At 71.9% G+C, this 23,158-nt stretch carries 22 protein-coding genes; 17 read left to right on the top strand and 5 right to left on the bottom strand.

What is annotated here, in order from left to right:
- The first annotated feature begins 30 nt into the window (after positions 1-30).
- From pdxS to ruvB, 7 genes are all read left to right on the top strand, one after another.
- Positions 31-948: a pyridoxal 5'-phosphate synthase lyase subunit PdxS gene (pdxS, locus tag LV457_RS15440; protein ID WP_232172076.1), complete on the top strand. Its 918-nt coding sequence runs from the start codon at positions 31-33 to the stop codon at positions 946-948.
- A gap of 27 nt (positions 949-975) precedes the next feature.
- A complete protein-coding gene (gene tesB, locus LV457_RS15435; protein ID WP_232172075.1) occupies positions 976-1,815 on the top strand; it encodes an acyl-CoA thioesterase II in 840 nt (279 codons plus the stop codon).
- On the top strand, positions 1,812-2,414 hold the full coding sequence (pdxT, locus tag LV457_RS15430; RefSeq protein ID WP_232172074.1) for a pyridoxal 5'-phosphate synthase glutaminase subunit PdxT: 603 nt from the start codon (positions 1,812-1,814) through the stop codon (positions 2,412-2,414). The genes tesB and pdxT overlap by 4 nt, the downstream gene beginning before the upstream one ends.
- Positions 2,415-2,526: 112 nt before the next feature.
- Positions 2,527-3,279 (top strand): YebC/PmpR family DNA-binding transcriptional regulator, encoded by a 753-nt coding sequence (locus tag LV457_RS15425; RefSeq protein WP_232172073.1) that lies wholly within the window; start codon positions 2,527-2,529, stop codon positions 3,277-3,279.
- Between the two features lie 89 nt (positions 3,280-3,368).
- Positions 3,369-3,923: a crossover junction endodeoxyribonuclease RuvC gene (ruvC, locus tag LV457_RS15420; protein ID WP_232172072.1), complete on the top strand. Its 555-nt coding sequence runs from the start codon at positions 3,369-3,371 to the stop codon at positions 3,921-3,923.
- Positions 3,920-4,510, top strand: coding sequence for a Holliday junction branch migration protein RuvA (ruvA, locus tag LV457_RS15415; protein WP_232172071.1), 591 nt, complete (start codon positions 3,920-3,922; stop codon positions 4,508-4,510). The genes ruvC and ruvA overlap by 4 nt, the downstream gene beginning before the upstream one ends.
- Complete coding sequence (gene ruvB / locus LV457_RS15410) at positions 4,511-5,569, top strand: Holliday junction branch migration DNA helicase RuvB (RefSeq protein WP_232172070.1); 1,059 nt, start codon at positions 4,511-4,513, stop codon at positions 5,567-5,569.
- 31 nt (positions 5,570-5,600) lie between these two features.
- Here the strand turns inward: ruvB and LV457_RS15405 are convergent, their stop codons facing one another.
- Positions 5,601-6,689 carry a GGDEF domain-containing protein gene (locus LV457_RS15405; RefSeq protein WP_232172069.1) on the bottom strand — a complete coding sequence of 363 codons (1,089 nt, stop codon included), beginning with the start codon at positions 6,687-6,689 and terminating at the stop codon, positions 5,601-5,603.
- 176 nt (positions 6,690-6,865) lie between these two features.
- Between LV457_RS15405 and LV457_RS20290 the strand changes: the two genes are divergently transcribed.
- From LV457_RS20290 to LV457_RS15370, 7 genes are all read left to right on the top strand, one after another.
- Positions 6,866-7,678, top strand: coding sequence for a hypothetical protein (locus LV457_RS20290; protein ID WP_374198863.1), 813 nt, complete (start codon positions 6,866-6,868; stop codon positions 7,676-7,678).
- A 190-nt stretch (positions 7,679-7,868) separates the two neighbouring features.
- Positions 7,869-8,198, top strand: a complete 330-nt coding sequence (yajC, locus tag LV457_RS15395) for a preprotein translocase subunit YajC (protein ID WP_232172068.1) — start codon at positions 7,869-7,871, stop codon at positions 8,196-8,198.
- A 75-nt stretch (positions 8,199-8,273) separates the two neighbouring features.
- Complete coding sequence (gene secD / locus LV457_RS15390; RefSeq protein ID WP_232172067.1) at positions 8,274-10,082, top strand: protein translocase subunit SecD; 1,809 nt, start codon at positions 8,274-8,276, stop codon at positions 10,080-10,082.
- Between the two features lie 3 nt (positions 10,083-10,085).
- Entirely contained in the window at positions 10,086-11,315 is a 1,230-nt protein-coding gene (gene secF / locus LV457_RS15385; protein WP_232172066.1) for a protein translocase subunit SecF, read from the top strand.
- 3 nt (positions 11,316-11,318) lie between these two features.
- Entirely contained in the window at positions 11,319-12,968 is a 1,650-nt protein-coding gene (locus tag LV457_RS15380) for an ABC transporter substrate-binding protein (protein ID WP_232172065.1), read from the top strand.
- Between the two features lie 50 nt (positions 12,969-13,018).
- Positions 13,019-13,543 carry an adenine phosphoribosyltransferase gene (locus LV457_RS15375; RefSeq protein WP_232172064.1) on the top strand — a complete coding sequence of 175 codons (525 nt, stop codon included), beginning with the start codon at positions 13,019-13,021 and terminating at the stop codon, positions 13,541-13,543.
- Between the two features lie 44 nt (positions 13,544-13,587).
- Positions 13,588-15,948 (top strand): bifunctional (p)ppGpp synthetase/guanosine-3',5'-bis(diphosphate) 3'-pyrophosphohydrolase, encoded by a 2,361-nt coding sequence (locus tag LV457_RS15370; protein WP_232172063.1) that lies wholly within the window; start codon positions 13,588-13,590, stop codon positions 15,946-15,948.
- Positions 15,949-15,954: 6 nt separating this feature from the next.
- On the opposite strand, the gene LV457_RS15365 is transcribed toward LV457_RS15370, so the two are convergent.
- The gene (locus LV457_RS15365) at positions 15,955-16,392 is read right to left on the bottom strand and encodes a DUF3592 domain-containing protein (protein WP_232172062.1); all 438 of its coding nucleotides are present in this window, start codon (positions 16,390-16,392) and stop codon (positions 15,955-15,957) included.
- Positions 16,393-16,449: 57 nt separating this feature from the next.
- Positions 16,450-17,340: a peptidylprolyl isomerase gene (locus tag LV457_RS15360; RefSeq protein ID WP_232172061.1), complete on the bottom strand. Its 891-nt coding sequence runs from the start codon at positions 17,338-17,340 to the stop codon at positions 16,450-16,452.
- A gap of 92 nt (positions 17,341-17,432) precedes the next feature.
- Here LV457_RS15360 and LV457_RS15355 point away from each other — a divergent pair, with 92 nt between their 5' ends.
- From LV457_RS15355 to LV457_RS15345, 3 genes are read left to right on the top strand one after another with little or no spacing between them, the layout of a single operon-like run.
- A complete protein-coding gene (locus LV457_RS15355; protein ID WP_232172060.1) occupies positions 17,433-18,092 on the top strand; it encodes an MBL fold metallo-hydrolase in 660 nt (219 codons plus the stop codon).
- Positions 18,093-18,095: 3 nt separating this feature from the next.
- The gene (hisS, locus tag LV457_RS15350) at positions 18,096-19,364 is read left to right on the top strand and encodes a histidine--tRNA ligase (RefSeq protein ID WP_232172059.1); all 1,269 of its coding nucleotides are present in this window, start codon (positions 18,096-18,098) and stop codon (positions 19,362-19,364) included.
- A gap of 31 nt (positions 19,365-19,395) precedes the next feature.
- Positions 19,396-20,412: an Rv2578c family radical SAM protein gene (locus LV457_RS15345; protein WP_232172058.1), complete on the top strand. Its 1,017-nt coding sequence runs from the start codon at positions 19,396-19,398 to the stop codon at positions 20,410-20,412.
- A gap of 59 nt (positions 20,413-20,471) precedes the next feature.
- On the opposite strand, the gene LV457_RS15340 is transcribed toward LV457_RS15345, so the two are convergent.
- Both LV457_RS15340 and LV457_RS15335 read right to left on the bottom strand, forming a co-directional pair.
- Positions 20,472-22,112, bottom strand: coding sequence for a DUF885 domain-containing protein (locus LV457_RS15340; RefSeq protein WP_232172057.1), 1,641 nt, complete (start codon positions 22,110-22,112; stop codon positions 20,472-20,474).
- Positions 22,105-22,980 (bottom strand): neutral zinc metallopeptidase, encoded by an 876-nt coding sequence (locus tag LV457_RS15335; RefSeq protein ID WP_232172056.1) that lies wholly within the window; start codon positions 22,978-22,980, stop codon positions 22,105-22,107. The genes LV457_RS15340 and LV457_RS15335 overlap by 8 nt, the downstream gene beginning before the upstream one ends.
- Between the last annotated feature and the right edge of the window lie 178 nt (positions 22,981-23,158).

Genomic DNA, 23,158 nt, shown 5'->3' with positions numbered 1-23,158 from the left:
TGGATCGGTCGAGGAGCAAAGGGACGAGTGATGGCAGTGGACACGGCGGCTAGCAACGGGGCCAGCGGGCAGACCGGGACGGCGCGCGTCAAGCGCGGGATGGCGGAGATGCTCAAGGGCGGCGTCATCATGGACGTCGTCACCCCGGAGCAGGCCCGCATCGCCGAGGGCGCGGGCGCCGTGGCGGTCATGGCGCTGGAACGCGTGCCCGCCGACATCCGGGCGCAAGGCGGGGTCTCGCGGATGAGCGACCCCGACATGATCGAGAGCATCATCTCCGCGGTCACCATCCCGGTGATGGCGAAGGTGCGCATCGGGCACTTCGTCGAGGCGCAGATCCTGCAGAGCCTCGGGGTCGACTACATCGACGAGTCGGAGGTGCTCACACCCGCCGACTACACCCACCACATCGACAAGTGGCGCTTCACCGTGCCGTTCGTGTGCGGCGCCACCAACCTCGGCGAGGCGCTGCGGCGCATCACCGAGGGCGCGGCGATGATCCGGTCGAAGGGCGAGGCCGGCACCGGCGACGTCTCCAACGCCACCACCCACATGCGCGCGATCGGCGGCGAGATCCGCCGGCTCACCTCGCTGTCGGAGGACGAGCTCTACGTCGCCGCCAAGGAGCTGCAGGCGCCGTACGAGCTGGTCGCCGAGGTGGCGCGGGCGGGCAAGCTGCCGGTCACGCTGTTCACCGCGGGCGGCATCGCCACCCCGGCCGACGCGGCGATGATGATGCAGCTCGGCGCCGAGGGAGTGTTCGTCGGCTCGGGCATCTTCAAGTCCGGCAATCCGGCGCAGCGCGCCGCCGCCATCGTCAAGGCCACCACGTTCTACGACGATCCCGACGTACTCGCCAAGGTGTCCCGCGGGCTCGGTGAGGCGATGGTCGGCATCAACGTCGAGGAGATCGCGCAGCCTCACCGGCTCGCCGAGCGCGGCTGGTAGCCGGGGCGACGGGAGACACAGGCGTCCATGGCGATCGAAGAGATCCTCGACCTCGAGCAGCTCGAGGTCAACATCTACCGCGGCCGGGTGTTCTCCGCCGAGTCCAGCGACTGGCAGCGCACGTTCGGCGGTCATGTGGCGGGGCAGTCGCTGGTGTCGGCGGTCCGCACCGTCGACAGCAGGTTCGAGGTGCACTCACTGCACGGCTACTTCCTGCGGCCGGGCGACGCGAAGAACCCCACCATCTACACCGTCGAACGCATCCGTGACGGCGGGTCCTTCGTCACCCGGCGGGTGAGCGCCATCCAGCACGGCGAGACGATCTTCTCGATGTCGGCGTCGTTCCAGACCGACCAGAGCGGCATCGAGCACCAGGACGCGATGCCCGCCGCGCCGCCGCCCGACGACATCCCCGACTTCAGATCCAGCAGCCGGGTCTTCGACGACGCCAGCTTCGCGCAGTTCGCGGAGTGGGACGTGCGGATCGTCCCGCAGGACCGGATCGAGCGGCTGCCCGGCAAGGCGTCGCAGCAGCAGGTGTGGTTCCGCCACCGCGATCCGCTGCCCGACGACCGGGTGCTGCACATCTGCGCGCTGGCCTACATGAGCGACCTGACGCTGCTCGGCTCGGCGCAGGTGCACCACCGCGAGGAACGCAAGCACCTGCAGGTCGCGTCGCTCGACCACGCCATGTGGTTCATGCGCCCGTTCCGTGCCGACGAGTGGCTGCTCTACGACCAGTCGTCGCCGTCGGCGTGCGGCGGGCGCGCACTGACCCAAGGCAAGATCTTCAACCGGTACGGCGAGATGGTGGCCGCGGTCATGCAGGAGGGGCTGACCCGCTACCAGCGGCCGTCGCGGTCGTGACCGTCCGCGTCGGCGTGCTCGCGCTGCAGGGCGACACCCGCGAGCACTGCGCCGCGCTCGAGGCCGCCGGCGCCGAGCCGGTGACCGTGCGCCGGCGCCGCGAGCTCGACAGCGTCGACGGGCTCGTCATCCCCGGCGGCGAATCCACCGCCATGAGCCTGCTGCTGCGCGAATTCGAGCTGGCCGAACCGCTGCGCGCCCGGCTCGCCGACGGCATGCCCGCCTACGGTTCCTGCGCGGGCATGATCCTGCTGGCCTCGGAGATCCTCGACGCCGGCGCCGCCGGCCGGCAGGCCACGCCGCTGCGCGCGATCGACATGACGGTGCGGCGCAACGCCTTCGGGCGCCAGGTCGACTCGTTCGAAGGCGACATCGACTTCGCCGGGCTCGACGAGCCGGTGCACGCGGTGTTCATCCGGGCGCCGTGGGTGGAGCGCGCCGGCCCGGGCGTCGAGGTGCTGGCGAGCGCCCACGACCATGCGGTCGCCGTGCGGCAGGGCGCGCTGCTCGCCACCGCCTTCCACCCGGAGGTGACCGGCGACCGGCGGGTGCACGCCCTGTTCGTCGACATGGTCCGCGAGGCGGGGGAGCGCGGGTAGCAGCGGGCGGCCACCGACCGGTTGCGGCGCCGACGCCGGCCGGAGTTCGCCACGTAGAATCGCCGGGTTGCCACCGAACCGACAGCGACCGACCAGAGCGAGGTAGTGCCCGATGAGCGGCCATTCCAAGTGGGCGACCACGAAGCACAAGAAGGCGATCATCGATGCCCGCCGCGGCAAGAACTTCGCCAAGCTGATCAAGAACGTGGAGGTCGCCGCGCGCGTCGGCGGGGGCGATCCGGCCGGCAACCCGACGCTCTACGACGCCATCCAAAAGGCGAAGAAGAACTCGGTGCCCAACGACAACATCGAGCGGGCGCGCAAGCGCGGCGCCGGTGAGGAGGCCGGCGGCGCCGATTGGCAGACCATCACCTACGAGGGCTATGGCCCCAACGGGGTCGCGGTGCTCATCGAATGCCTCACCGACAACCGCAACCGGGCCGCGGGCGAGGTCCGTGTCGCGATGACCCGCAACGGCGGCAACATGGCCGATCCCGGCTCGGTGTCCTACCTGTTCTCCCGCAAGGGCGTCATCACGCTCGACAAGAACGGCCTCACCGAGGACGACGTGCTCGCCGCGGTGCTCGACGCCGGCGCGGAGGACGTCACCGATCTCGGTGACAGCTTCGAAATCCTCTGCGAGCCCGGCGATCTGGTGGCCGTGCGCACCGCACTGCAGGACGCCGGCATCGACTACGAATCGGCGGAGGCGGGCTTCCAGCCGTCGGTCACCGTGCCGCTCGACGCCGACGGCGCCCGCAAGATCATGAAGCTCGTCGACGCGCTGGAGGACAGCGACGACGTGCAGGACGTCTACACCAACGCCGACATCCCCGACGACGTCCTGGCGCAGCTCGACGCCTGAACCGCGAGACGTCCCGGCGTGTCCGACGGTCCCGGGCGCCCACTGCCGCTAGGCTCTCGAACTGTTGTTCTAGCGCAAAGGAGCTGGGCGTGCGGGTGATGGGCGTCGACCCCGGCTTGACGCGATGCGGTCTCTCCGTCGTCGAGGGCGGCTCCGGCCGCACGGTCGTCGCGCTGGACGTCGACGTGGTGCGCACGCCCGCCGACACCCCGCTCGCGGAGCGGCTGCTGGCCATCAGCGACACCGTCGAGCACTGGCTCGACACCCACGTGCCCGACGTGCTGGCGATCGAGCGGGTGTTCTCCAACCACAACGCGTCCACCGCGATGGGCACCGCGCAGGCCGGCGGCGTGATCGCGCTCGCGGCGGCCCGGCGGCGCATCGACGTCCACTTCCACACGCCCAGCGAGGTCAAGGCGGCGGTGACCGGCAACGGCCGCGCCGGTAAGGCGCAGGTCACCGAGATGGTCACGCGGATCCTCGCGCTGCAGGCCAAGCCGACGCCCGCCGACGCCGCCGACGCGCTGGCGCTGGCGATCTGCCACTGCTGGCGCGCCCCGATGCTGGCCCGCATGGCGGCCGCCGAGGCGCTCGCGGCCGAGCAGCGCCGCACGTTCGCCGCGCGGGTGAGGGCCGCCAGGTGATCGCGGCGGTCCGCGGCGAGGTGATCGACATCGCGCTCGACCACGCCGTCATCGAGGCGGCCGGCGTCGGCTACAAGGTGATGGCCACGCCGGCGACGCTCGCCACACTGAAGCGGGGGAGCGAGGCGCGGCTGATCACCGCGATGATCGTGCGTGAGGACTCGATGACGCTCTACGGCTTCGGCGACGGCGAGGCGCGCGACCTGTTCACCACGCTGCTGTCGGTGTCGGGCATCGGCCCGAAGATCGCACTCGCCACGCTGGCGGTGCACGACGCGCCGACGCTTCGCCAGGCGCTGGCCGACGGTGACGTGACCGCGCTGACACGGGTGCCCGGCATCGGCAAGCGCGGCGCCGAACGGCTGGTGCTGGAGCTGCGCGACAAGATCGGCGCGGTCGCCGCCGCGTCGGGGACACCGGTGACGGGAGCGCCCGCGGTGCGGGGGCCGGTGGTGGAAGCGCTGGTGGGGCTGGGCTTCCCGGTCAAGCAGGCCGAGGAGGCCTGCGACAAGGTGCTGGCCGACGACCCGGCCGCCACCACGTCGACGGCGCTGCGCGCGGCGCTCTCGCTGCTGGGGAAGCGCTAGATGGGGCGCTTCGCCGCCGACGGCGCCGACGAGCCCGACGACCGGGAGATGTCACCCGCGCTCACCGTCGGCGAGGGCGACATCGACGCCAGCCTGCGCCCCCGCTCGCTGGGCGAGTTCATCGGGCAGGCCCGCGTCCGCGAACAGCTCCAACTCGTCATCGAGGGCGCCAAGAACCGCGGCGGCACACCCGATCACATCCTGCTGTCGGGACCGCCCGGGCTGGGCAAGACGTCGCTCGCCATGATCATCGCCGCGGAGCTCGGCTCGTCGCTGCGGTTGACGTCGGGGCCCGCGCTCGAGCGCGCCGGCGACCTGGCCGCGATGCTGTCGAACCTCGTCGAGGGCGACGTGCTGTTCATCGACGAGATCCACCGCATCGCCCGGCCGGCCGAGGAGATGCTCTACCTGGCGATGGAGGACTTCCGCGTCGACGTGGTGGTCGGGAAGGGACCCGGCGCCACCTCGATCCCGCTGGAGGTCGCGCCGTTCACGCTGGTCGGAGCGACGACGCGGTCCGGGGCGCTGACCGGCCCGCTGCGCGACCGCTTCGGGTTCACCGCCCACATGGACTTCTACGAACCCGCCGACCTGGAACGCGTGCTCACCCGCTCGGCGGGCATCCTCGGCATCGCGCTGGGCAGTGACGCGGCCGCGGAGATCGCCCGTCGCTCGCGGGGCACGCCGCGCATCGCGAACCGGCTGCTACGGCGGGTCCGCGACTACGCCGAGGTGCGCGCCGACGGCGTGATCACCCGCGACGTCGCGAAGGCGGCGCTCGAGGTCTACGACGTCGACGAACTCGGCCTGGACCGGCTCGACCGGGCGGTGCTCGGCGCGCTCACCCGCAGCTTCGGCGGCGGACCGGTCGGGGTGTCGACGCTGGCGGTCGCGGTGGGCGAGGAGGCGGCCACCGTGGAGGAGGTCTGCGAGCCGTTCCTGGTGCGCGCCGGCATGATCGCGCGCACACCGCGCGGCCGAGTGGCCACCGCAGCGGCCTGGACGCATCTGGGTATGACGCCGCCCACCGGCATCGGCCAACCCGGGCTGTTCGACTGACGAGACGCGCAGGCCGGGCGTCCCGACGCGTCTAACTGGTTCGGACCCGGGCCGCCCCGGCGTGGCGGATCCGGTTGCCGCCGGCCCGCTTCGCCTCGTACATCGACGCGTCCGCGGCCTCGATGAGCCCGCCGACGAGCGCCTCCCGCTCGCGGAGGCCGGCGGCGGGCAGCGCCGCGGCGGCCACGCCCAGGCTGGCGGTCACCGGCCACACGGCGGCGGCGATCGCGGTGCGCAGCCCCTCGGCCGTGGCGAGCGACGAATCGGTCTCCGACAGCGAGGCGATGCAGAACTCCTCGCCGCCGAACCGCGCGACCACCGCCCGATGGCGGACGTGACGGCGCAGCGTGTCCGCGACCGCGGTCAGCGTGCGATCGCCGCGGGCGTGGCCGTGGGTGTCGTTGACGGTCTTGAAGTCGTCGATGTCGACCATGACCACCGTCAGGTGCGCGGCCGCAGCGGGCGGATCGGCCAAGAGCCGCCGCAGTTCGCGGGTGAACCCGCGCCGGTTGTGCAGCCCGGTCAGCGCGTCGGTGTCCGAGCGCGACGCGTCACGGGTCAGCAGGTGGACGAGCACTTGACCGGCCCAGGGGATGACCAGGACGGCGATGAGTACCACGACCAGCTCGGCGACCGCCGCCACCGCTCCGATCCGGTCGGCGAGCCGTACCGCGCACCCGATGGCCGTCGTCAGGGCCGTCGTCAGCGTCAGCGTCAGCCATGCGCCGGTGTGGAAGAAGCCGACGTAGCCGCACAGCGCCGCGAACGCCGCGCAACCCGCCAAGGCCACCGACGGATCGGGCTGGGCGCAGACCGCCGCGACGATGCACGCGTTCGCGATCAGCAGGTACTGCACCGATTGCCGGTGCGTCGGCCAATAGCGCCACCACAGCAGCGCCATCACCACGCAGGCGCCGGTCACCGCGACCGAGACCACGCGGGCGGCTGGCCCGTGCGGACCGACCGGGCTGAACAGCAGCGCGAACGGCACGACGCCAAGCAGCACGGTCAGCAGGGCGACCGTCCGGCGGGTGAGACGCTGCGCGCCACGGGCGGTCAGGAAGTCGGACAGCCAGCGGTAATGGTCCGGGCGTCGCCACCATCGGCCGATCCACTCCACCCGGCGTTCCTCTCGCGATCGAGTTCGTCGACTCGGCGAAAACCCGGCCGACCACCGGATGCTAACCGCTCGAGGCGTTTGCTGCGATCCTTGGTCTGCGCGATATTGCCCGACCGCGGCGTTACTCGGCCGTCAAATCGGGTATTCCGCGCCACACGTCGACGACAGGAGCGGTCATGGTGAAGACGGATCGGGCAACACCCAGCGGCGGGCGGCTCCGCATCCCCCGCAGCCGGGGCGCCACCAGCGGGCTCCTGCTGATCGTGCTCGGCGTCATCGGCGCACTCGTTCCGTTCGTCGGGCCGTACTTCGACTTCGCGTGGGGCACCGAGGACGCCTGGCGCTGGACGACGGCGCGGGGGTGGCTGGAAGTGCTGCCCGGAGTCGTCACGGTCATCGGTGGGCTGTTGCTGGTCATGTCGCGCAACCGCGCGACGGCCATCCTCGGCGGCTGGCTGGCGGTTGCGGCGGGCGCCTGGTTCGTGATCGGCCGGGATCTGGCCGGCCTGGTCGACATCGGCGATGTCGGCCGCCCGCTGGCCGACTCGAACACCGAGTACGCCGCACTCGACCTCGTCTACTTCTCCGGGCTCGGCGCGCTGATCATCTATCTCGGCGCCACCGCGGTCGGGCGGCTGTCGGTGCGCTCGGTGCGCGACGTGCGCTACGCCGAGCGGCTGGCCGCCGACCAGGCGGTGGACGCCCGCGACCACCAGGACGGCGACCGGCACCTCGGCGATCGGCAAGCCGACCGCCTCGACCGCCCGGTCGGCTCGCCGGAGCCGGTGTCGCAGCCCGTCGCCCACCAGCCCGTCGCCCCCCAGCCCGTCGCGCACCAGCCCGTCGGGCAACCGCCCCAGCAGCCGATCGGACAGCAGCCGCCGGTCGCGCAGCAGCCGATCGGACAGCAGCAGCCGCTCACCCAGCAGCCGGCGGCGACTCAGCCGCGCAAACCCGGCCTGCTCAGCCGCCTGCGCGGCAACCGGTAGGAGGCTGCTGAATCCAAGGCGCCTCGCAGTGGGGTGTGCCATGCGGCGGTCTCAGTGGCGTGGTGCCACGCTGCCCGGTGCCGCGCAACGCGGCAGTGGCACACTGGGGTGCTGACGAAGCCGGGCACCGACGGCTGGCGCCGGTGAGGCGACGGCGTGCCGGCACACCACACACGGAAGACTCACCACCATGGAAATCGTGACCTTTCTGCCGCTGCTGATCATCCTGGCGGCGTTCATGTTCTTCGCGTCGCGCCGCCAGAAGAAGGCCATGCAGGCGACCATCGACCTGCACGAATCGCTGCGCGTGGGCGACCGCGTGCACACCACGTCCGGCCTGGAGGCGACCATCGTCGGGATCACCGACGACAACGTGGACCTGGAGATCGCGCCCGGGGTGGTGACCACCTGGATGAAGCTGGCCGTCCGCGACAAGATCGCACCGGCGGAGCCGGAGGTCGAGGAGTCGGCCGGCACGGAGCTAACCGACACCGACAGCACCCCCGACACGGGCCGCTGACCGCGAGCGTCGCGACCACCCGCGGCACGTACCCTCTGCCGGTGTAGGCGGACAACCCAAGGAGAGATCTCGACCGTGGCATCGTCTTCGGCGCCGGTGCGCCCTGCCCTGAACCTCGCGATCTTCTTGATCCTGCTGATCGTCTCCTACGTGCTGGTCTTCTTCACCGGCGATCACAAGCCCGATCCGAAGCTCGGCATCGACCTGCAGGGCGGCACCCGCGTCACCTTGACCGCGCGCACGCCCGACGGGTCGCCGCCCACCAAAGAGGCGCTCAACCAGGCGCAGCAGATCATCTCCGCCCGTGTCGACGGCCTCGGCGTCTCCGGCTCCGAGGTGGTCGTGGACGGCGACAACCTGGTGATCACCGTGCCGGGCAGCGACGGGAACGAAGCGCGGAACCTCGGCCAGACCGCACGGCTGTACATCAGGCCGGTCGTCTTCGTCGAGACCGTCGACAACATCCTGGCCGCCGCGGCGCAGTTCGGCGGGGCGGGTGCCGGCGCCACGCCGGGGCAGCCCGCGCCCGGCGCCACGCCCGGGCAGCCGCCGGTGGCCGGCGCCGCACCGACCCCGGCCGCGCCCGCCGAGCAACCCGCTCCGCAGCCGCGGCCCTATCCGGCTGAGCCGCCGTCACCGGCACCGCCGTCGCCCCCACCGCCGTCTCCCGCGCCGCAACCGGGAGGCCAGCAGCCCAGCGAGCCGCAGCAACCGACGGGTCCGCCGCCGGTGCCGGGTTCCAAAGAGGCGCAGGCCGCCGAGATCGCCTACGCGAAGGAATGGCGCCAGAACCCCGGTGTCGAGCAGCTCGCGCAGCTGCCGCCGGTCCTCCAGCTCGCCGTGCTGAGCAAGATGGCCGAGGAGTGCAAGTCCGGCAACGACATCCTCGCCGGCAACGACGACCCCAAACTGCCGCTGTTGACCTGCTCGCAGGACCGCACCCAGGTGTATGCGCTCGCCCCGTCGATCATCAGCGGTGAGGACATCGGCGACGCCACCAGCGGTACCAACCAGCAGACCGGCGAGAACATCGTCAGCGTCGAGTTCAAAGGCGCCGCCCGCGACACCTGGAGCGACTTCACCGCCGCCAACGTCGGCACGGCGACGGCGTTCACACTCGACTCGCAGGTGGTCAGCGCCCCGCAGATCGAGGAGCCGATCCCCGGCGGCCAGACCCAGATCAGCGGTAAGTTCACCGCCGGCGAGGCCCGTGAGCTCGCCAACGTGCTGAAGTACGGCTCGCTGCCGTTGTCCTTCGAGTCGTCGGAGGCCGAAACGGTGTCGGCCACCCTGGGGCTGGCGTCCCTCAAGGCCGGCCTGATCGCCGGCGCGGTGGGCCTGGCGCTCGTCTTGGTCTACGCGCTGCTGTACTACCGGGTGCTCGGGATCCTCACCGCGTTGTCGCTGGTGGCGTCCGGGGCGATGGTGTACGCCATCCTGATCCTGCTCGGCCGCTGGATCGGCTACACCCTCGATCTCGCGGGCATCGCGGGCCTCATCATCGGCATCGGCACCACGGCGGACTCGTTCGTGGTGTTCTTCGAGCGCATCAAGGACGAGATTCGCGAGGGCCGGTCGTTCCGGTCGGCCGTGCCCCGCGGCTGGGCGCGGGCCCGCAAGACGATCATGTCGGGCAACGCGGTGAGCTTCCTGGCCGCGGCGGTGCTCTACGTGCTGGCCGTCGGACAGGTGAAGGGTTTCGCGTTCACGCTCGGCCTCACCACCATCCTCGACGTCGTCGTGGTGTTCCTGGTGACCTGGCCGCTGGTGTACCTGGCGTCGAAGTCCGCGCGGATGGCCAAGCCGGCCTTCAACGGTCTGGGTGCGGTGCAGCAGATCGCCCGGGAACGACGCGCCGCCGCCCACGCGACAGGACGGGGATAGCCCATGGCCATCGAGAAGGACACCGCCACCGAGGCGACGACCGACACCAGCGCCGTGGAGCTGGGCGCGGCCGGTCAGCTGCCGAAGCACAGCTTCTTCACCCGGCTCTACACCGGCACCGGCGCGTTCGAGGTCGTCGGCAAGCGGAAGCTGTGGTTCGGCATCAGCGGCCTGATCGTCGCCGTCGCCATCGGCGCCATCCTCATCCGCGGCTTCACGTTCGGCATCGACTTCGAGGGCGGCACCAAGGTGTCGTTCCCGCGCGGGGACGCGTCGACCGCCCAAGTCGAGGAGGTGTTCCGCGACACGCTCGGCAAGGACCCGAGTTCGGTGGTCACCGTCGGCAACGGGCCGTCGGCCACCGTGCAGATCCGGTCCGAGACGCTCGACAACGACCAGATGGCCAAGCTGCGCGACGCGCTCTTCCAGAAGTTCCAGCCCCGCGGCAACGACGGCCGGCCCAGCCCGCAGGCCATCAGCGACTCCGCGGTGTCGTCGACCTGGGGCGACCAGATCACCAAGAAGGCGCTGATCGCCCTCGGTTTCTTCCTGCTGCTGGTCGCGATCTACATCACGATCCGCTACGAGCGGTACATGGCGCTCGCGGCGCTGGCCGCCCTGGTGTTCGACCTCGCCGTCACCGCCGGGGTCTATGCGCTCGTGGGGTTCGAGGTGACCCCCGCGACCGTCATCGGGCTGCTCACCATCCTCGGGTTCTCGCTCTACGACACGGTCATCGTGTTCGACAAGGTGGAGGAGAACATCCACGGGTTCCAGCACACCACCCGGCGCACCTTCGCCGAACAGGCGAACCTGGCGATCAACCAGACCTTCATGCGCTCCATCAACACCAGCCTGATCTCGGTCATCCCGGTGATCTCGCTGATCGTGGTGGCCGTCTGGCTGCTGGGCGTGGGGACGCTGCAGGACCTGGCGCTGGTGCAGCTCGTCGGCATCATCGTCGGCACCTACTCGTCGATCTACTTCGCCACACCGCTGTTGGTGACGCTGCGCGAGCGCACCGAGCTGGTGCGCACCCACACCCGCCGGGTGCAGAAGCGGCGCGAATCGGCCGGCGCCGCCACCGTCGAGGAGGTCGAGGAGCCGGCTACCGAGGAGCAGGCGCCGCAGCCGGAGCCGGTGGCAGCGGCCGCGGGGCCCGCCCCGGGTGCCCGCCCGGCGCGGCCGTCCCCGGCGCGACCCGCCCGACCGTCGGGCAAGCGGAAGCGCTAGCCGTTGACCGGCCGGCGCGGGCCCGGCGCCGTCGCGGCGCTCGTCGCGGCGCTGGCGCTGGTGGCCGGTGGCGTGACCGGGTGCTCGGACACCGCGGCCGAGGCGATCGACTACGCGGTCGACGGCACGCTGGTCACCTACAACACCAACACCGTCGCCGGCGCCGCCTCCGCGGCACCGCAGGCGTTCGGCCGGGTGCTGACGGGCTTCGGCTACCGCGGCCCGGACGGCCAGATCGTCGGCGACTCGGACTTCGGCACGGTGTCGGTGGTCGGCCGGGCGCCGCTGGTGCTGGACTACCAGATCGCCGACCAGGCCGTGTACTCCGACGGCAAGCCGGTGACCTGCGACGACATGGTGCTGGCGTGGGCCGCGCAGGCCGGTCGGCTGCCCGGGTTCGACGCCGCCAGCCGCGCCGGCTACGCCGACATCGCGGCGGTGGACTGCCAGCCCGGTCAGAAGCGGGCGCGGGTGTCGTTTCTGCCCGACCGGGCGGTCACCGACCACGCGCACCTGTTCACCGCCACGTCGCTGATGCCCGCCCACGTGCTGTCCGACCTGCTGGGCTTCGACGTCACGGCGGCCCTGCAGCGCGGTGACCCGGCGCAGGTCCCGCAGATCGCCGAGGCGTGGAACACCGCCTGGAACCTGACCCCCGGCATCGACCTCGCCCGCTTCCCGTCGTCGGGGCCCTACCGCATCGCCTCGGTCACCGACACCGGCGCCGTCCGGCTCGTCGCGAACGACAAGTGGTGGGGTACCGCGCCGGTGACCCGCGAGATCACGGTGTGGCCGCGGGGAATCGACATCCAGGACCGCGTGAACGACGGCTCGTTCGACGTCGTCGACGTGGCCGCCGGCTCGTCGGGGACGCTGACGATTCCCGACGAGTACACCCGCGCGGATTCGCCGTCGGCCGGTGTCCAGCAGCTCATCTTCTCCGGTCAGGGGCCGCTGGCGGCGCCGCCGGCCCGCCGGGCGCTGGCCCTGTGCATCCCGCGGGACGTGATCGCCCGCAACGCGGGGGTGCCGATCGCCGACGCCCGCCTCAACCCCGTCGGCGACGACGCCTTCGGGGCCGCGGAGACACCGCCGGGCCCCGAACGGTTCGCCGTCGCCAACCCGGAGGCGGCCCGCGCCGCGCTCGGCGGTGCGCCGCTGACCGTGCGGATCGGCTACCAGTCGCCCAATCCGCGGCTCGCCGCCGCGGTCGGCGCGATCCGCCAGGCGTGCGCCCCGGCGGGCATCTCGGTGCAGGAGGTGCCCGCCGACACCATCGGGCCGCTGGCGTTGCGCGGCAACGAGATCGACGCCCTGCTGGCCAGCACGGGCGGCGCCACCGGCAGCGGCTCGTCCGGATCGTCGGCCATCGACGCCTACGACCTGCACAGCGGCAACGGCAACAACCTGTCGGGCTACGCCAACCCGCGCGTGGACGCCATCATCGACGCGCTGGCCGCCACCGCCGACGCCAAGGAGCAGGCCCGCCTGCTCACCGAGGGCGCGGCGATCCTGTGGGGTGATCTTCCGACGCTGCCGCTGTACCGCCAGCAGCGGATGCTCATCACCAGTAAGAAGATGTATGCGGTGAGCAGCAATCCGACGCGCTGGGGCGCCGGGTGGAACATGGACCGCTGGGTGCTGGTGCAGTGAGTGGAGCTTGCGGAACGAACCGACAGGCAGTGAGTGGAGCTTGGGTGGGCATGACGGACATCGGGGACATCATCGCGGCGCTGACCCGCGAGGTCGCGGACTTCCCGGAGCCGGGCGTGCAGTTCAAGGACCTCACCCCGGTGCTGGCGGACCCGGTGGGCCTGGCCGTCATCACCGATGCGCTGGCGGAGGCGGCGGCGGGCAGCGACCTGATCGCCGGCATCGACGCGCGGGGCTTCCTGTTGGGCGCAGCGGTCGCCGTGCGCAGGGGCACCGGCGTGCTCGCGGTCCGCAAGGGCGGCAAGCTGCCGCCGCCGGTTCACAGCCGGACCTACGACCTGGAGTACGGCTCCGCCACCCTGGAGATCCCGGCCGACGGAATCGATCTGACCCGCAGCAGCGTTTTCCTGATCGACGACGTGCTCGCCACCGGCGGAACCATGGCCGCCGCCACCGAGCTGCTGCAGGCCGCGGGCGCCACGGTGCTGGGCGCGGGCGTGGTGCTCGAGCTCGGCGCCCTGACCGGGCGCGAGATGGTCGCACCGCTGCCCGTCACCAGCCTGCGCGTCGTGTGAGCGATACTGTCGACATACCGCGCGCGATCAAGGAGGTGACCGTCATGGCCTCCCGGAGCAACACCGACGCCGACGCCGCCGTGCCCGCCGAACCCGAGGCGGCGGCGCCCGAGCCGAAGCCGGCGGACGCGCAGCCCAAGACCAGCAGCAGCGCCTCGCGGCGGGTGCGCGCGCGGTTGGCGCGCCGCATGACGTCGCAGCGCGGCGCCGTGAACCCGGTGCTGGAGCCGCTGGTGGCGGTGCACCGCGAGGTCTACCCGAAGGCCGATCTCACGTTGCTCCAGCGCGCCTTCGAGGTCGCCGAGCAGCGTCACGCCGCCCAGCTGCGCCGCTCCGGCGACCCGTACATCACCCATCCGCTGGCGGTCGCCAACATCCTCGCCGAGCTGGGCATGGACACCACCACGCTCGTCGCCGCGCTGCTGCACGACACCGTCGAGGATACCGGCTACACCTTGGAGGCGCTCACCGCCGAGTTCGGCGAGGAGGTCGGGCACCTGGTCGACGGCGTCACCAAGCTCGACCGCGTGGTGCTCGGCAGCGCCGCGGAGGGCGAGACCATCCGCAAGATGATCATCGCGATGGCGCGCGACCCGCGGGTGCTGGTGATCAAGGTGGCCGACCGGCTGCACAACATGCGGACCATGCGTTTCCTGCCGCCGGAGAAGCAGGCGCGCAAGGCCCGCGAGACGCTGGAGGTCATCGCGCCGCTGGCGCATCGGCTCGGCATGGCCACGGTCAAGTGGGAGCTGGAGGATCTGTCTTTTGCGATCCTGCACCCGAAAAAGTACGAGGAGATCGTGCGGCTGGTCGCCGACCGGGCGCCCTCGCGCGACACCTACCTGGCGAAGGTGCGCGGCGAGATCGCCGCCACGCTCGCGAAGTCGAAGATCGACGCCGTGGTGGAGGGCCGGCCGAAGCACTACTGGTCGATCTACCAGAAGATGATCGTCAAGGGCCGCGACTTCGACGACATTCACGACCTGGTCGGCGTCCGCATCCTGTGCGACGAGATCCGCGACTGCTACGCCGCGGTGGGCGTCGTGCACTCGCTGTGGCAGCCGATGGCGGGCCGGTTCAAGGACTACATCGCCCAGCCCCGCTACGGCGTGTACCAGTCGCTGCACACCACCGTCGTCGGGCCGGAGGGCAAACCGCTGGAGGTGCAGATCCGCACCCGCGAGATGCACCGCACCGCCGAGTACGGCATTGCCGCGCACTGGCGGTACAAGGAGGCCAAGGGCCGCAACGGCGTGCCGGCGGGCCACACCAGCGCCGAGATCGACGACATGGCCTGGATGCGCCAGCTGCTCGACTGGCAGCGGGAAGCCGCGGACCCCGGCGAGTTCCTGGAGTCCCTGCGCTACGACCTGGCCGTGCAGGAGATCTTCGTGTTCACCCCGAAGGGCGATGTGATCACGCTGCCCGCCGGGTCGACGCCGGTCGACTTCGCCTACGCGGTGCACACCGAGGTGGGACACCGTTGTATCGGCGCGCGGGTGAACGGGCGGCTGGTGGCGCTGGAACGCAAGCTCGACAACGGCGAGGTCGTCGAGATCTTCACCTCCAAGGCCCAAGGCGCCGGGCCGTCGCGGGACTGGCAGAGCTTCGTGGTGTCGCCGCGGGCCAAGGCGAAGATCCGGCAGTGGTTCGCCAAGGAGCGCCGCGAGGAAGCGCTCGAAGCCGGCAAGGACGCGATCGCCCGCGAGGTCCGTCGCGGCGGGCTGCCGCTGCAGCGGCTGATGAACGGCGAGTCGATGACCGCGCTGGCCCGCGAGCTGCGCTACACCGACGTGTCGGCGCTCTACACGGCGGTGGGCGAGGGGCACGTGTCGGCACGCCACGTGGTGCAGCGCCTGGTGACGATGCTGGGCGGCACCGAGGACGCCGAGGACGAGCTCGCCGAACGCTCCACCCCGTCCACGGTCCCCAGCCGGCAGCGCAACAACGACGACGTGGGGATCTCGGTGCCGGGCGCGCCGGGCATCCTGACCAAGCTGGCGAAGTGCTGTACGCCGGTGCCGGGCGACAAGATCATGGGCTTCGTCACCCGCGGCGGCGGCGTCAGCGTCCACCGCACCGACTGCACCAACGCCGCATCGCTGCAGCAGCAGTCCGAGCGGCTCATCGACGTGCAGTGGGCACCGTCGCCGAGTTCGGTGTTCCTGGTCGCGATCCAGGTCGAGGCGCTCGACCGGCACCGCCTGCTCTCCGACGTCACGCGGGTGCTCGCCGACGAGAAGGTCAACATCTTGTCCGCGTCGGTGACCACCTCCAACGACCGGGTGGCCGTCAGCCGGTTCACGTTCGAGATGGGCGACCCGAAGCACCTCGGTCACGTGCTGAACGTGGTGCGCAACGTCGAGGGCGTCTACGACGTCTACCGGGTGACGTCCGCGGCCTGACGAGGTTCAGGTCAGCAGCAGCGTCAGACCGATCGTCACCGCCACCAGCCCGAGCGCCACGGTGGTGATCGCGAGCCCGAGCCCGCGGATGGTCAGCACCGCATCGGTGGGGTCGGCGGGGTTGACGTAGACGGTCACGGTGTCGGGGATGGTTGCCAGCGCTTCCTCGGCCGCGGCGCGGGTGTGGGCCTCGGAGGTCACCGCGATCCGGTTGCCGGTGTGCTGCGCTCCCGCCACCGCGTACTCGTAGGTGACGCGCGCTTCGTACCGCCGGCCGCCGGCCTTGTCGGCCGCCGCCACCGGGTCGATGCCGCGCTCCACCACCCGGCCCTTCACCTTGGCGAAGCCGCGGGCCCGCCAGCCGGCGCGACCCAGCACGACGCCCGACGCCACCGCGCAGCCACCGATCAGCAGCACGAAGATCGCCGCAACGAGGTCGGTCATCGATCACTCCAGCCGAATCGACTCGATGGTCACGGGTGCGGCGGGCCGGACGTCATGTCAGTCGAGGCGCACGTTCTCGATCGTCACCGGCTGCGCCGGCGCGCCGTCGGGTCCGCCGCCCTTGATGCCCTGGCCGGCGATCTTGTCCAGCGTCTTCAGGCCGGTCTCGTCGATGGTGCCGAACACCGTGTAGTCGGGCGGCAGCGTCGAGTCCTTGTACACCAGGAAGAACTGGCTGCCGTTGCTGTTGGGCTCCCGGCTGTGGGCCATCGCCAGCGTGCCGCGGGGGTAGGTCACCGGCTGCGTCAGCGCCGGATCGTCGGGGCGGTACTGGTTGGTGGGGTACTCGTTGGCGAACGAGTAGCCGGGTCCACCGGTGCCGTCGCCCTTCGGGTCGCCGCACTGCAGCACGTTGAGTTCGCCGCTGGTCAGCCGGTGGCAGGTGGTCTTGTCGAAGTAGCCGGCCTGCGCCAGGTTGCTGAAGCTGTTGACGGTGCACGGCGCCCGGTCGTTGTTGAGCATCAGCCCGATGTTGCCCTGGTTGGTCGTCATGCTCGCGCTGACCTGTGCGGGCTCCCGGGGCACGGCGCCCTCGCGGGGCTTGCCGACGGGCTTGGCCGGCTGACCGCTGGTGGGGTAGGTGCAGTTCGCGCCGAGGCCGGCCGGCGGCGCGAAGGCGGGCAGCGTGCCGTTTCCGCCGGCGGGGGCCGAAGACGTCTCCGACGACGCCGTTTCCGACGACGCCGTATCCGACGACGCGGTGCTTTGCGTGTCGTCGTCGCGGCGCAGCACCACCACGAGCACGATCGCGACGACGACGGCCACCGCCAGCGCGGACACGCCGCCGATGGTCAGCAGCCGGCGGCGGCGCGCCCGGGCCGCGCGCCGCTCCAGCTGCCGCTCGAGCTTGCGCTTCGCCGTCTCTCGCCGTTGTTTGTTGCTCGGCACTCCCCGCAACCTCCGTGATGTGGGCACTGGTCGGCACCGAGTGTGCCATGCGCCCATCGGCGGACCCGGCGGGCAATGGGAAACTGGAGCCCATGTTGCTCACCGGTTTCCCGGCCGGCGTGCTCGCGTGCAACTGCTACGTGCTCGCCGCGCACCCCGGGGCGGACGCGATCGTCGTCGACCCCGGGCAGCGGGCCTTTGGTCCGCTGCGCCGCATCCTCGACGAGCACCGGCTCACCCCGGCGGCGGTGCTGCTGACCCACGGGCACATCGACCACATGTGGTCGGCGCAGCAGGTCTCCGACACCTACGGCTGCCCGGCGTTCATCCATCCCGAGGACCGGTTCATGCTCACCGACCCCATCAGCGGCATCGGCCCACGACTGGCACAGCGGATGGCCGGCGCCTTCTTCCGAGAACCGCGGCAGGTCGAGGAGTTCGAGCGCACGGGCGGCACGCTCGATTTCACCGACTTCGGGGTGGCCGTCGACCACACCCCCGGGCACACCCGCGGCTCGGTGACGCTGCGGGTCGACGGCGACGACCGCAGCGTCGTGTTCACCGGCGATACGCTGTTCCGCCGGTCGGTCGGCCGGACCGATCTGCCCGGCGGCAGCGGCCGGGACCTGCTGAACTCGATCGTGACCAAGCTGCTGGTGCTCGACGACGACACCGTGGTGCTGCCGGGCCACGGCGAGGCCAGCACCATCGGTGCCGAGCGCCGCTCAAACCCATTCCTCGAAGGGCTCTAGTTCGTGACTGTCTTCCAGGCGCCCAAGGGCGTGCCGGACTACCTTCCGCCGGACTCCGCCGGGTTCGTCGCGGTGCGTGACGGCCTGCTGGCGGCCGCGCGCCGCGCCGGATACGGCCACATCGAGCTGCCGGTGTTCGAGGACACCGCGCTGTTCGCCCGCGGCGTCGGCGAGTCCACCGACGTGGTGTCGAAGGAGATGTACACCTTCGCCGACCGCGGCGCCCGGTCGGTGACGCTGCGGCCCGAGGGCACGGCCGGCGTCATCCGGGCGGTGATCGAGCACGGGCTGGACCGCGGGGCGCTGCCGGTCAAGTTGGCCTACGCCGGACCGTTCTTCCGCTACGAGCGACCGCAGGCCGGGCGCTACCGGCAGTTGCAGCAGGTGGGCGTCGAAGCGGTCGGGGTCGACGACCCGGCGCTGGACGCCGAGGTGATCGCTGTCGCCGACGCCGGCTTCCGGGCACTGGGACTGGCGGACTTCCGGCTGGAGATCACCTCGCTGGGCGACGACACGTGCCGCCCGCAATACCGGGAGTTGTTGCAGGACTTCCTGTTCCGGTTGGACCTGGACGAAGAAACACAGCAGCGCGCCCGCATCAACCCGCTGCGGGTGCTCGACGACAAGCGGCCGCACGTGCGGGAGATGACCGCCGACGCGCCGGTGATGCTCGACCACCTGTCCGAGGCCGCCAGGGCGCACTTTCACACGGTGCTCGCGCACCTCGACGCGCTCGGGGTGCCGTACGTGATCAATCCGCGGATGGTGCGCGGCCTGGACTACTACACCAAGACCACGTTCGAGTTCGTGCACTCTCGCCTCGGCGCCCAATCGGGTATCGGCGGCGGCGGGCGTTACGACGGCCTGATGGCGCAGCTGGGCGGAAAAGACCTGTCCGGCATCGGGTTCGGGCTCGGCGTCGACCGCACGCTGCTGGCGCTGCGCGCCGAGGGCCGGCCGGTGGGCGACACGGCGCGCTGCGACGTCTACTGCGTGCCGCTCGGTGACGCCGCGAAGCTCTCGCTGGCGGTGCTCGCGGCCCGGCTGCGGGCGACCGGCGTCCGGGTGGACGTCTCCTACGGCGACCGGGGCCTCAAGGGCGCCATGCGGGCCGCGGACCGGTCGGGCGCGTCGTTGGCGCTCGTCGCCGGTGACCGCGACATCGAGGCCGGCACCGTCGGCGTCAAGGATCTCGCCACCGGCGAGCAGGTCGACGTGGCCGCTGACGACGTGGCCGCCGAGGTGGTCGCGAGGCTCGCGCGTCGGGCTTGACACCGCTCTCGAACAGGCGTTCGATGGCCGCATGCGGTGGGGCGGCCAGGGCGTCGAGGTCGACGACGGAGCGCTGCCGGGCCTGCAACGCATCGGGCTGGTCCGCAGTGTGCGGACGCCGCAGTTCGAGGGCATCACGTTCCACGAGGTGTTCGCCAAGAGTGCGCTGAACCGGGTGCCGAACGCGGCGATGCTCCCGTTCGGCTGGACGGTGAACGGCTATCGCGGCTGTTCGCATGCCTGCCGGTACTGCTTCGCGCGGCCCACCCACGAGTACCTCGACCTCGACATCGGCGCCGGCTTCGACCGCGAGATCGTCGTCAAGACCAACGTCGCCGACGTGCTGCGACGCGAGCTGCGCCGGCCGTCGTGGCGGCGGGAGACCGTGGCGCTGGGCACCAACACCGATCCGTATCAGCGCGCCGAGGGCCGCTACGCGCTGATGCCCGGCGTCCTCGGCGCGCTCGCCGACGCCGGGACGCCGTTCTCGATCCTCACCAAGGGCACGCTGCTGCGCCGGGACCTGCCGCTCATCGCCGCCGCCGCGGCCGCGCTGCCGGTGTCGGTCGCGGTGTCGCTGGCCGTCGCGGACGACGACCTGCACCGCGACGTCGAGCCCGGCACGCCGTCGCCGCAGGCCCGGCTGGCGCTCATCACCGCAATCCGCGACGCCGGCCTGGACTGCCACGTCATGGTGGCGCCCGTTCTGCCCCACCTCACCGACTCGCCCGAACAGCTCGACGACCTGCTCGGGGCCATCGCAGCGGCCGGCGCCACCAGCGTGACGGTGTTCGGGCTGCACCTGCGCGGCGCCACCCGCGGCTGGTTCATGTCGTGGCTGGCCCGCGCCCACCCGGAGCTGGTGGGACCGTACCGGGAGCTGTACCGCCGAGGCGCCTATCTCCCGCAGGCCTACCGCGACGCGCTGCGCGAGCGGGCGGCGCCGCTGGTGGCCCGCCACGGGCTGGTCCGCGACCACCGCAGCTTCAGCATGTCCTCCGCGGCGCCGGCCGAACCGGCGCCGCCGCTGCAGCCGACGCTGTTCTGACGGAGCTCAGGCCGGCGTGAAGGCACGCGCGGGCGTGGACGCGTCCGTCATCGGCGGGCTCATCCTCCGGGGTGCAGCGCATCGGCGAGGGTGTCCAGGCCGAGGCCGCCGAGGTCGAGCGCCCGGCGGTGGAATTCCTTGAGGTCGGTGCCGCGCGCCAGCGCCTCGTCGCGCAGCCGCTGCCAGATCCGCTGGCCGATCGCGTACGACGGCGCCTGCCCGGGCCAGCCGAGGTAGCGGTCGAGCTCGAAGTGCAGCGTCTCGTCGGACTGCGCGCAGTGGAAGCGGAGGAACTCCCACGCCCGCGCCGGATCCCACGGCCGGCCGTCGGGCGCGTCGAGCTCGCAGTGCAGGCCGATGTCGAGCACCACCCGCGCCGCGCGGAACCGCTGGGCGTCGAGCATGCCCATCCGGTCGCCGGGGTCGTCGAGCCAGCCGAACTCCGCCATCAGCCGCTCGGCGTAGAGCGCCCAGCCCTCGCCGTGCCCGGACACCCAGCACGCCAGCCGGCGCCAGCGGTTCAGCTCGCCGGCCAGCGCGACCGCCCGGCCGATCTGCAGGTGGTGTCCCGGCACGCCCTCGTGGAAGACGGTGGTCGTCTCCCGCCAGGTGTGGAAGACGTCGATCCCGGCCGGCACCGACCACCACATCCGGCCCGGGCGGCTGAAGTCCTCGGACGGCCCGGTGTAGTAGATGCCGCCGGTCTGCGTGGGCGCGATGCAGCACTCCAGCCGCCGCAGCGGATCGGCGATCTCGAAGTGCCGCCCGGCAAGCCAGTCGACCGCCCGGTCGGAGAGCTCCTGCATCCAGCCGGCCAGGGCGTCGGTGCCGTGCACCTGGTAGCGGGGATCGCGGTCGAGCCGTTCGATGGCCTCGCTCACCGACGCGCCCGGATACCGCCGCTGCGCGATCGACTCCTGCTCGGCGACGATGCCGCGAAGCAGGTCGACGCCCCATGCGTAGGTTTCGTCGAGGTCGACGGCCGCGCCCAGGAACGACCGGGAGAACAGCCGGTAGGCGTCGCGGCCGCAGGCGTCGCGGTCGCGGGCGAGCGGCGCGACCTCGTCCCGCAGCACCCCGGCGAGCTCGCGGTAGGCGGCGGCGGCGGACTGTCCGTGCCGGGCGACGTCGCTGCGCAGCGCCGGCGGGGCGTCGGCCGGCATCCGGTCGGCCGTCGCCGCGAACCAGTCCGCGATCCGGCCCGCCTGCTCGATGCCGCGGGCGACCTGGCGGCCGGCGGGCGGTGTCGCCGACGCGGCCGCGACCCGCAGCGCCTCGGCATACCCGGCGGCGGACCCGGGGATCCGCGACAGCCGCCGCGAGATCACCGCCCAGTCGTCGGCGGAGTCGGCGGGCATCAGGTCGAACACGTCGCGCATGGCCTGCAGCGGCGAGTCGAGCACGTTGAGCACCCCGACGTCGAAACCGGCGTCGGCGATCTCGACGGTGACGCCGAGCCGTTCCTGCATCGCGGCCACGGTCACGCGGTCGACGTCGTCGGCCGGATCGGCCGATCCCAGCTCGCGCAGCGCGGCCCGCGCGGCGTCGGCCCGCTCCGCCACGGCGGCGGGGGAGTAGTCGGTGACCTCGTCGTCGTGCCCGGCGATGCCGAAAGCCGTTGCGGCGCAGGGATCGAGGCGGGCGAGCGTGTCGAGGTAGCGGTCGGCGATCTCGTCGACCGCGGTGACCGACCTACCCAAGGTCGCGCGCGGAGAAGGTGTCGCAGCTGTTCGGGTCGCCGGTGCGGTAGCCCTCGGTGAACCAATGCTGCCGCTGTTCGGAGCTGCCGTGCGTCCACGCCTCGGGGTTGACCCGGCCGGTGGCCTGCTGCTGGATGTGGTCGTCGCCGACGGCGGCGGCGGCCGACAGCGCGTCGGCGATGTCGGCGTCGCTCAGCGGCTTGAGGTAGGTGACGTCGGTGCCGGGCTGGGTGGTGACCGCGGCGTGGTGCGCCCACACCCCGGCGTAGCAGTCGGCCTGCAGCTCGGTGCGCACGCCGTTGCCCTGCGCGCCCTGGGCGCCCTGCTGCGCGCGGCCCAGATCGCCGACCAGGTTCTGCACGTGGTGGCCGTACTCGTGGGCCACGACGTACTCCTGCGCCAGCGGGCCGCCGCTGGATCCGAACCTGCTGGTGAGCTCGTCGTAGAAGGCGGTGTCGATGTAGACGGTCTGGTCGACCGGGCAGTAGAACGGGCCGACGCTGGTGTCGGCTGCGCCGCAGCCGGTGTTCACCGCGTTCGTGAACAGGTTCAGGCGGGGCCGGCTGTAGTTCGGCAGCAGCGTCGGCCAGATCCCGTCGAGTGAGTTGCCGGTCGCGATGACCCGGCACTCGAGGATGCGGTTGGCGTCGGCGCCGGTGCGGCACTGGCTGGTGTCGAAACCCGGCTGCTGTTGCTGCGGCGCCTGCTGGGCGCCCGTCACGTCGTCGGGGTTGACGCCGAACAGCAGCGCCACCACCAGCACCAACAGCCCGCCGGCACCGCCGCCGATGGCGAGCCGGCGACCTCCGCCGCCACCGCCGGTCGACGTGGTGCTGGTATCGATCTGCATGCCTTCGTTGAAGGTCACCGCACCATCTCCGCACGTTCGCCGCGGCCGAGGAGTCGGCCGACGTCTGCAGCTTCCCACACTACGAATTCGCCGTGCCGTCGTATGTCGGGGATCCGGCGTCGGTGCGCACCCGGAACTCCGAGGCGCTTCGGGCGGGCCGGCGCCGCCGAACGCCCCTCTAGACTTCATGGGTCCA

The sequence above is a fragment of the Mycobacterium sp. MYCO198283 genome, assembly GCF_021213805.1.
Lineage (GTDB): Bacteria > Actinomycetota > Actinomycetes > Mycobacteriales > Mycobacteriaceae > Mycobacterium.
The sequence above is the reverse complement of the archived record's forward strand: the minus strand, read 5'-3'. Positions and strand labels throughout refer to the sequence as shown.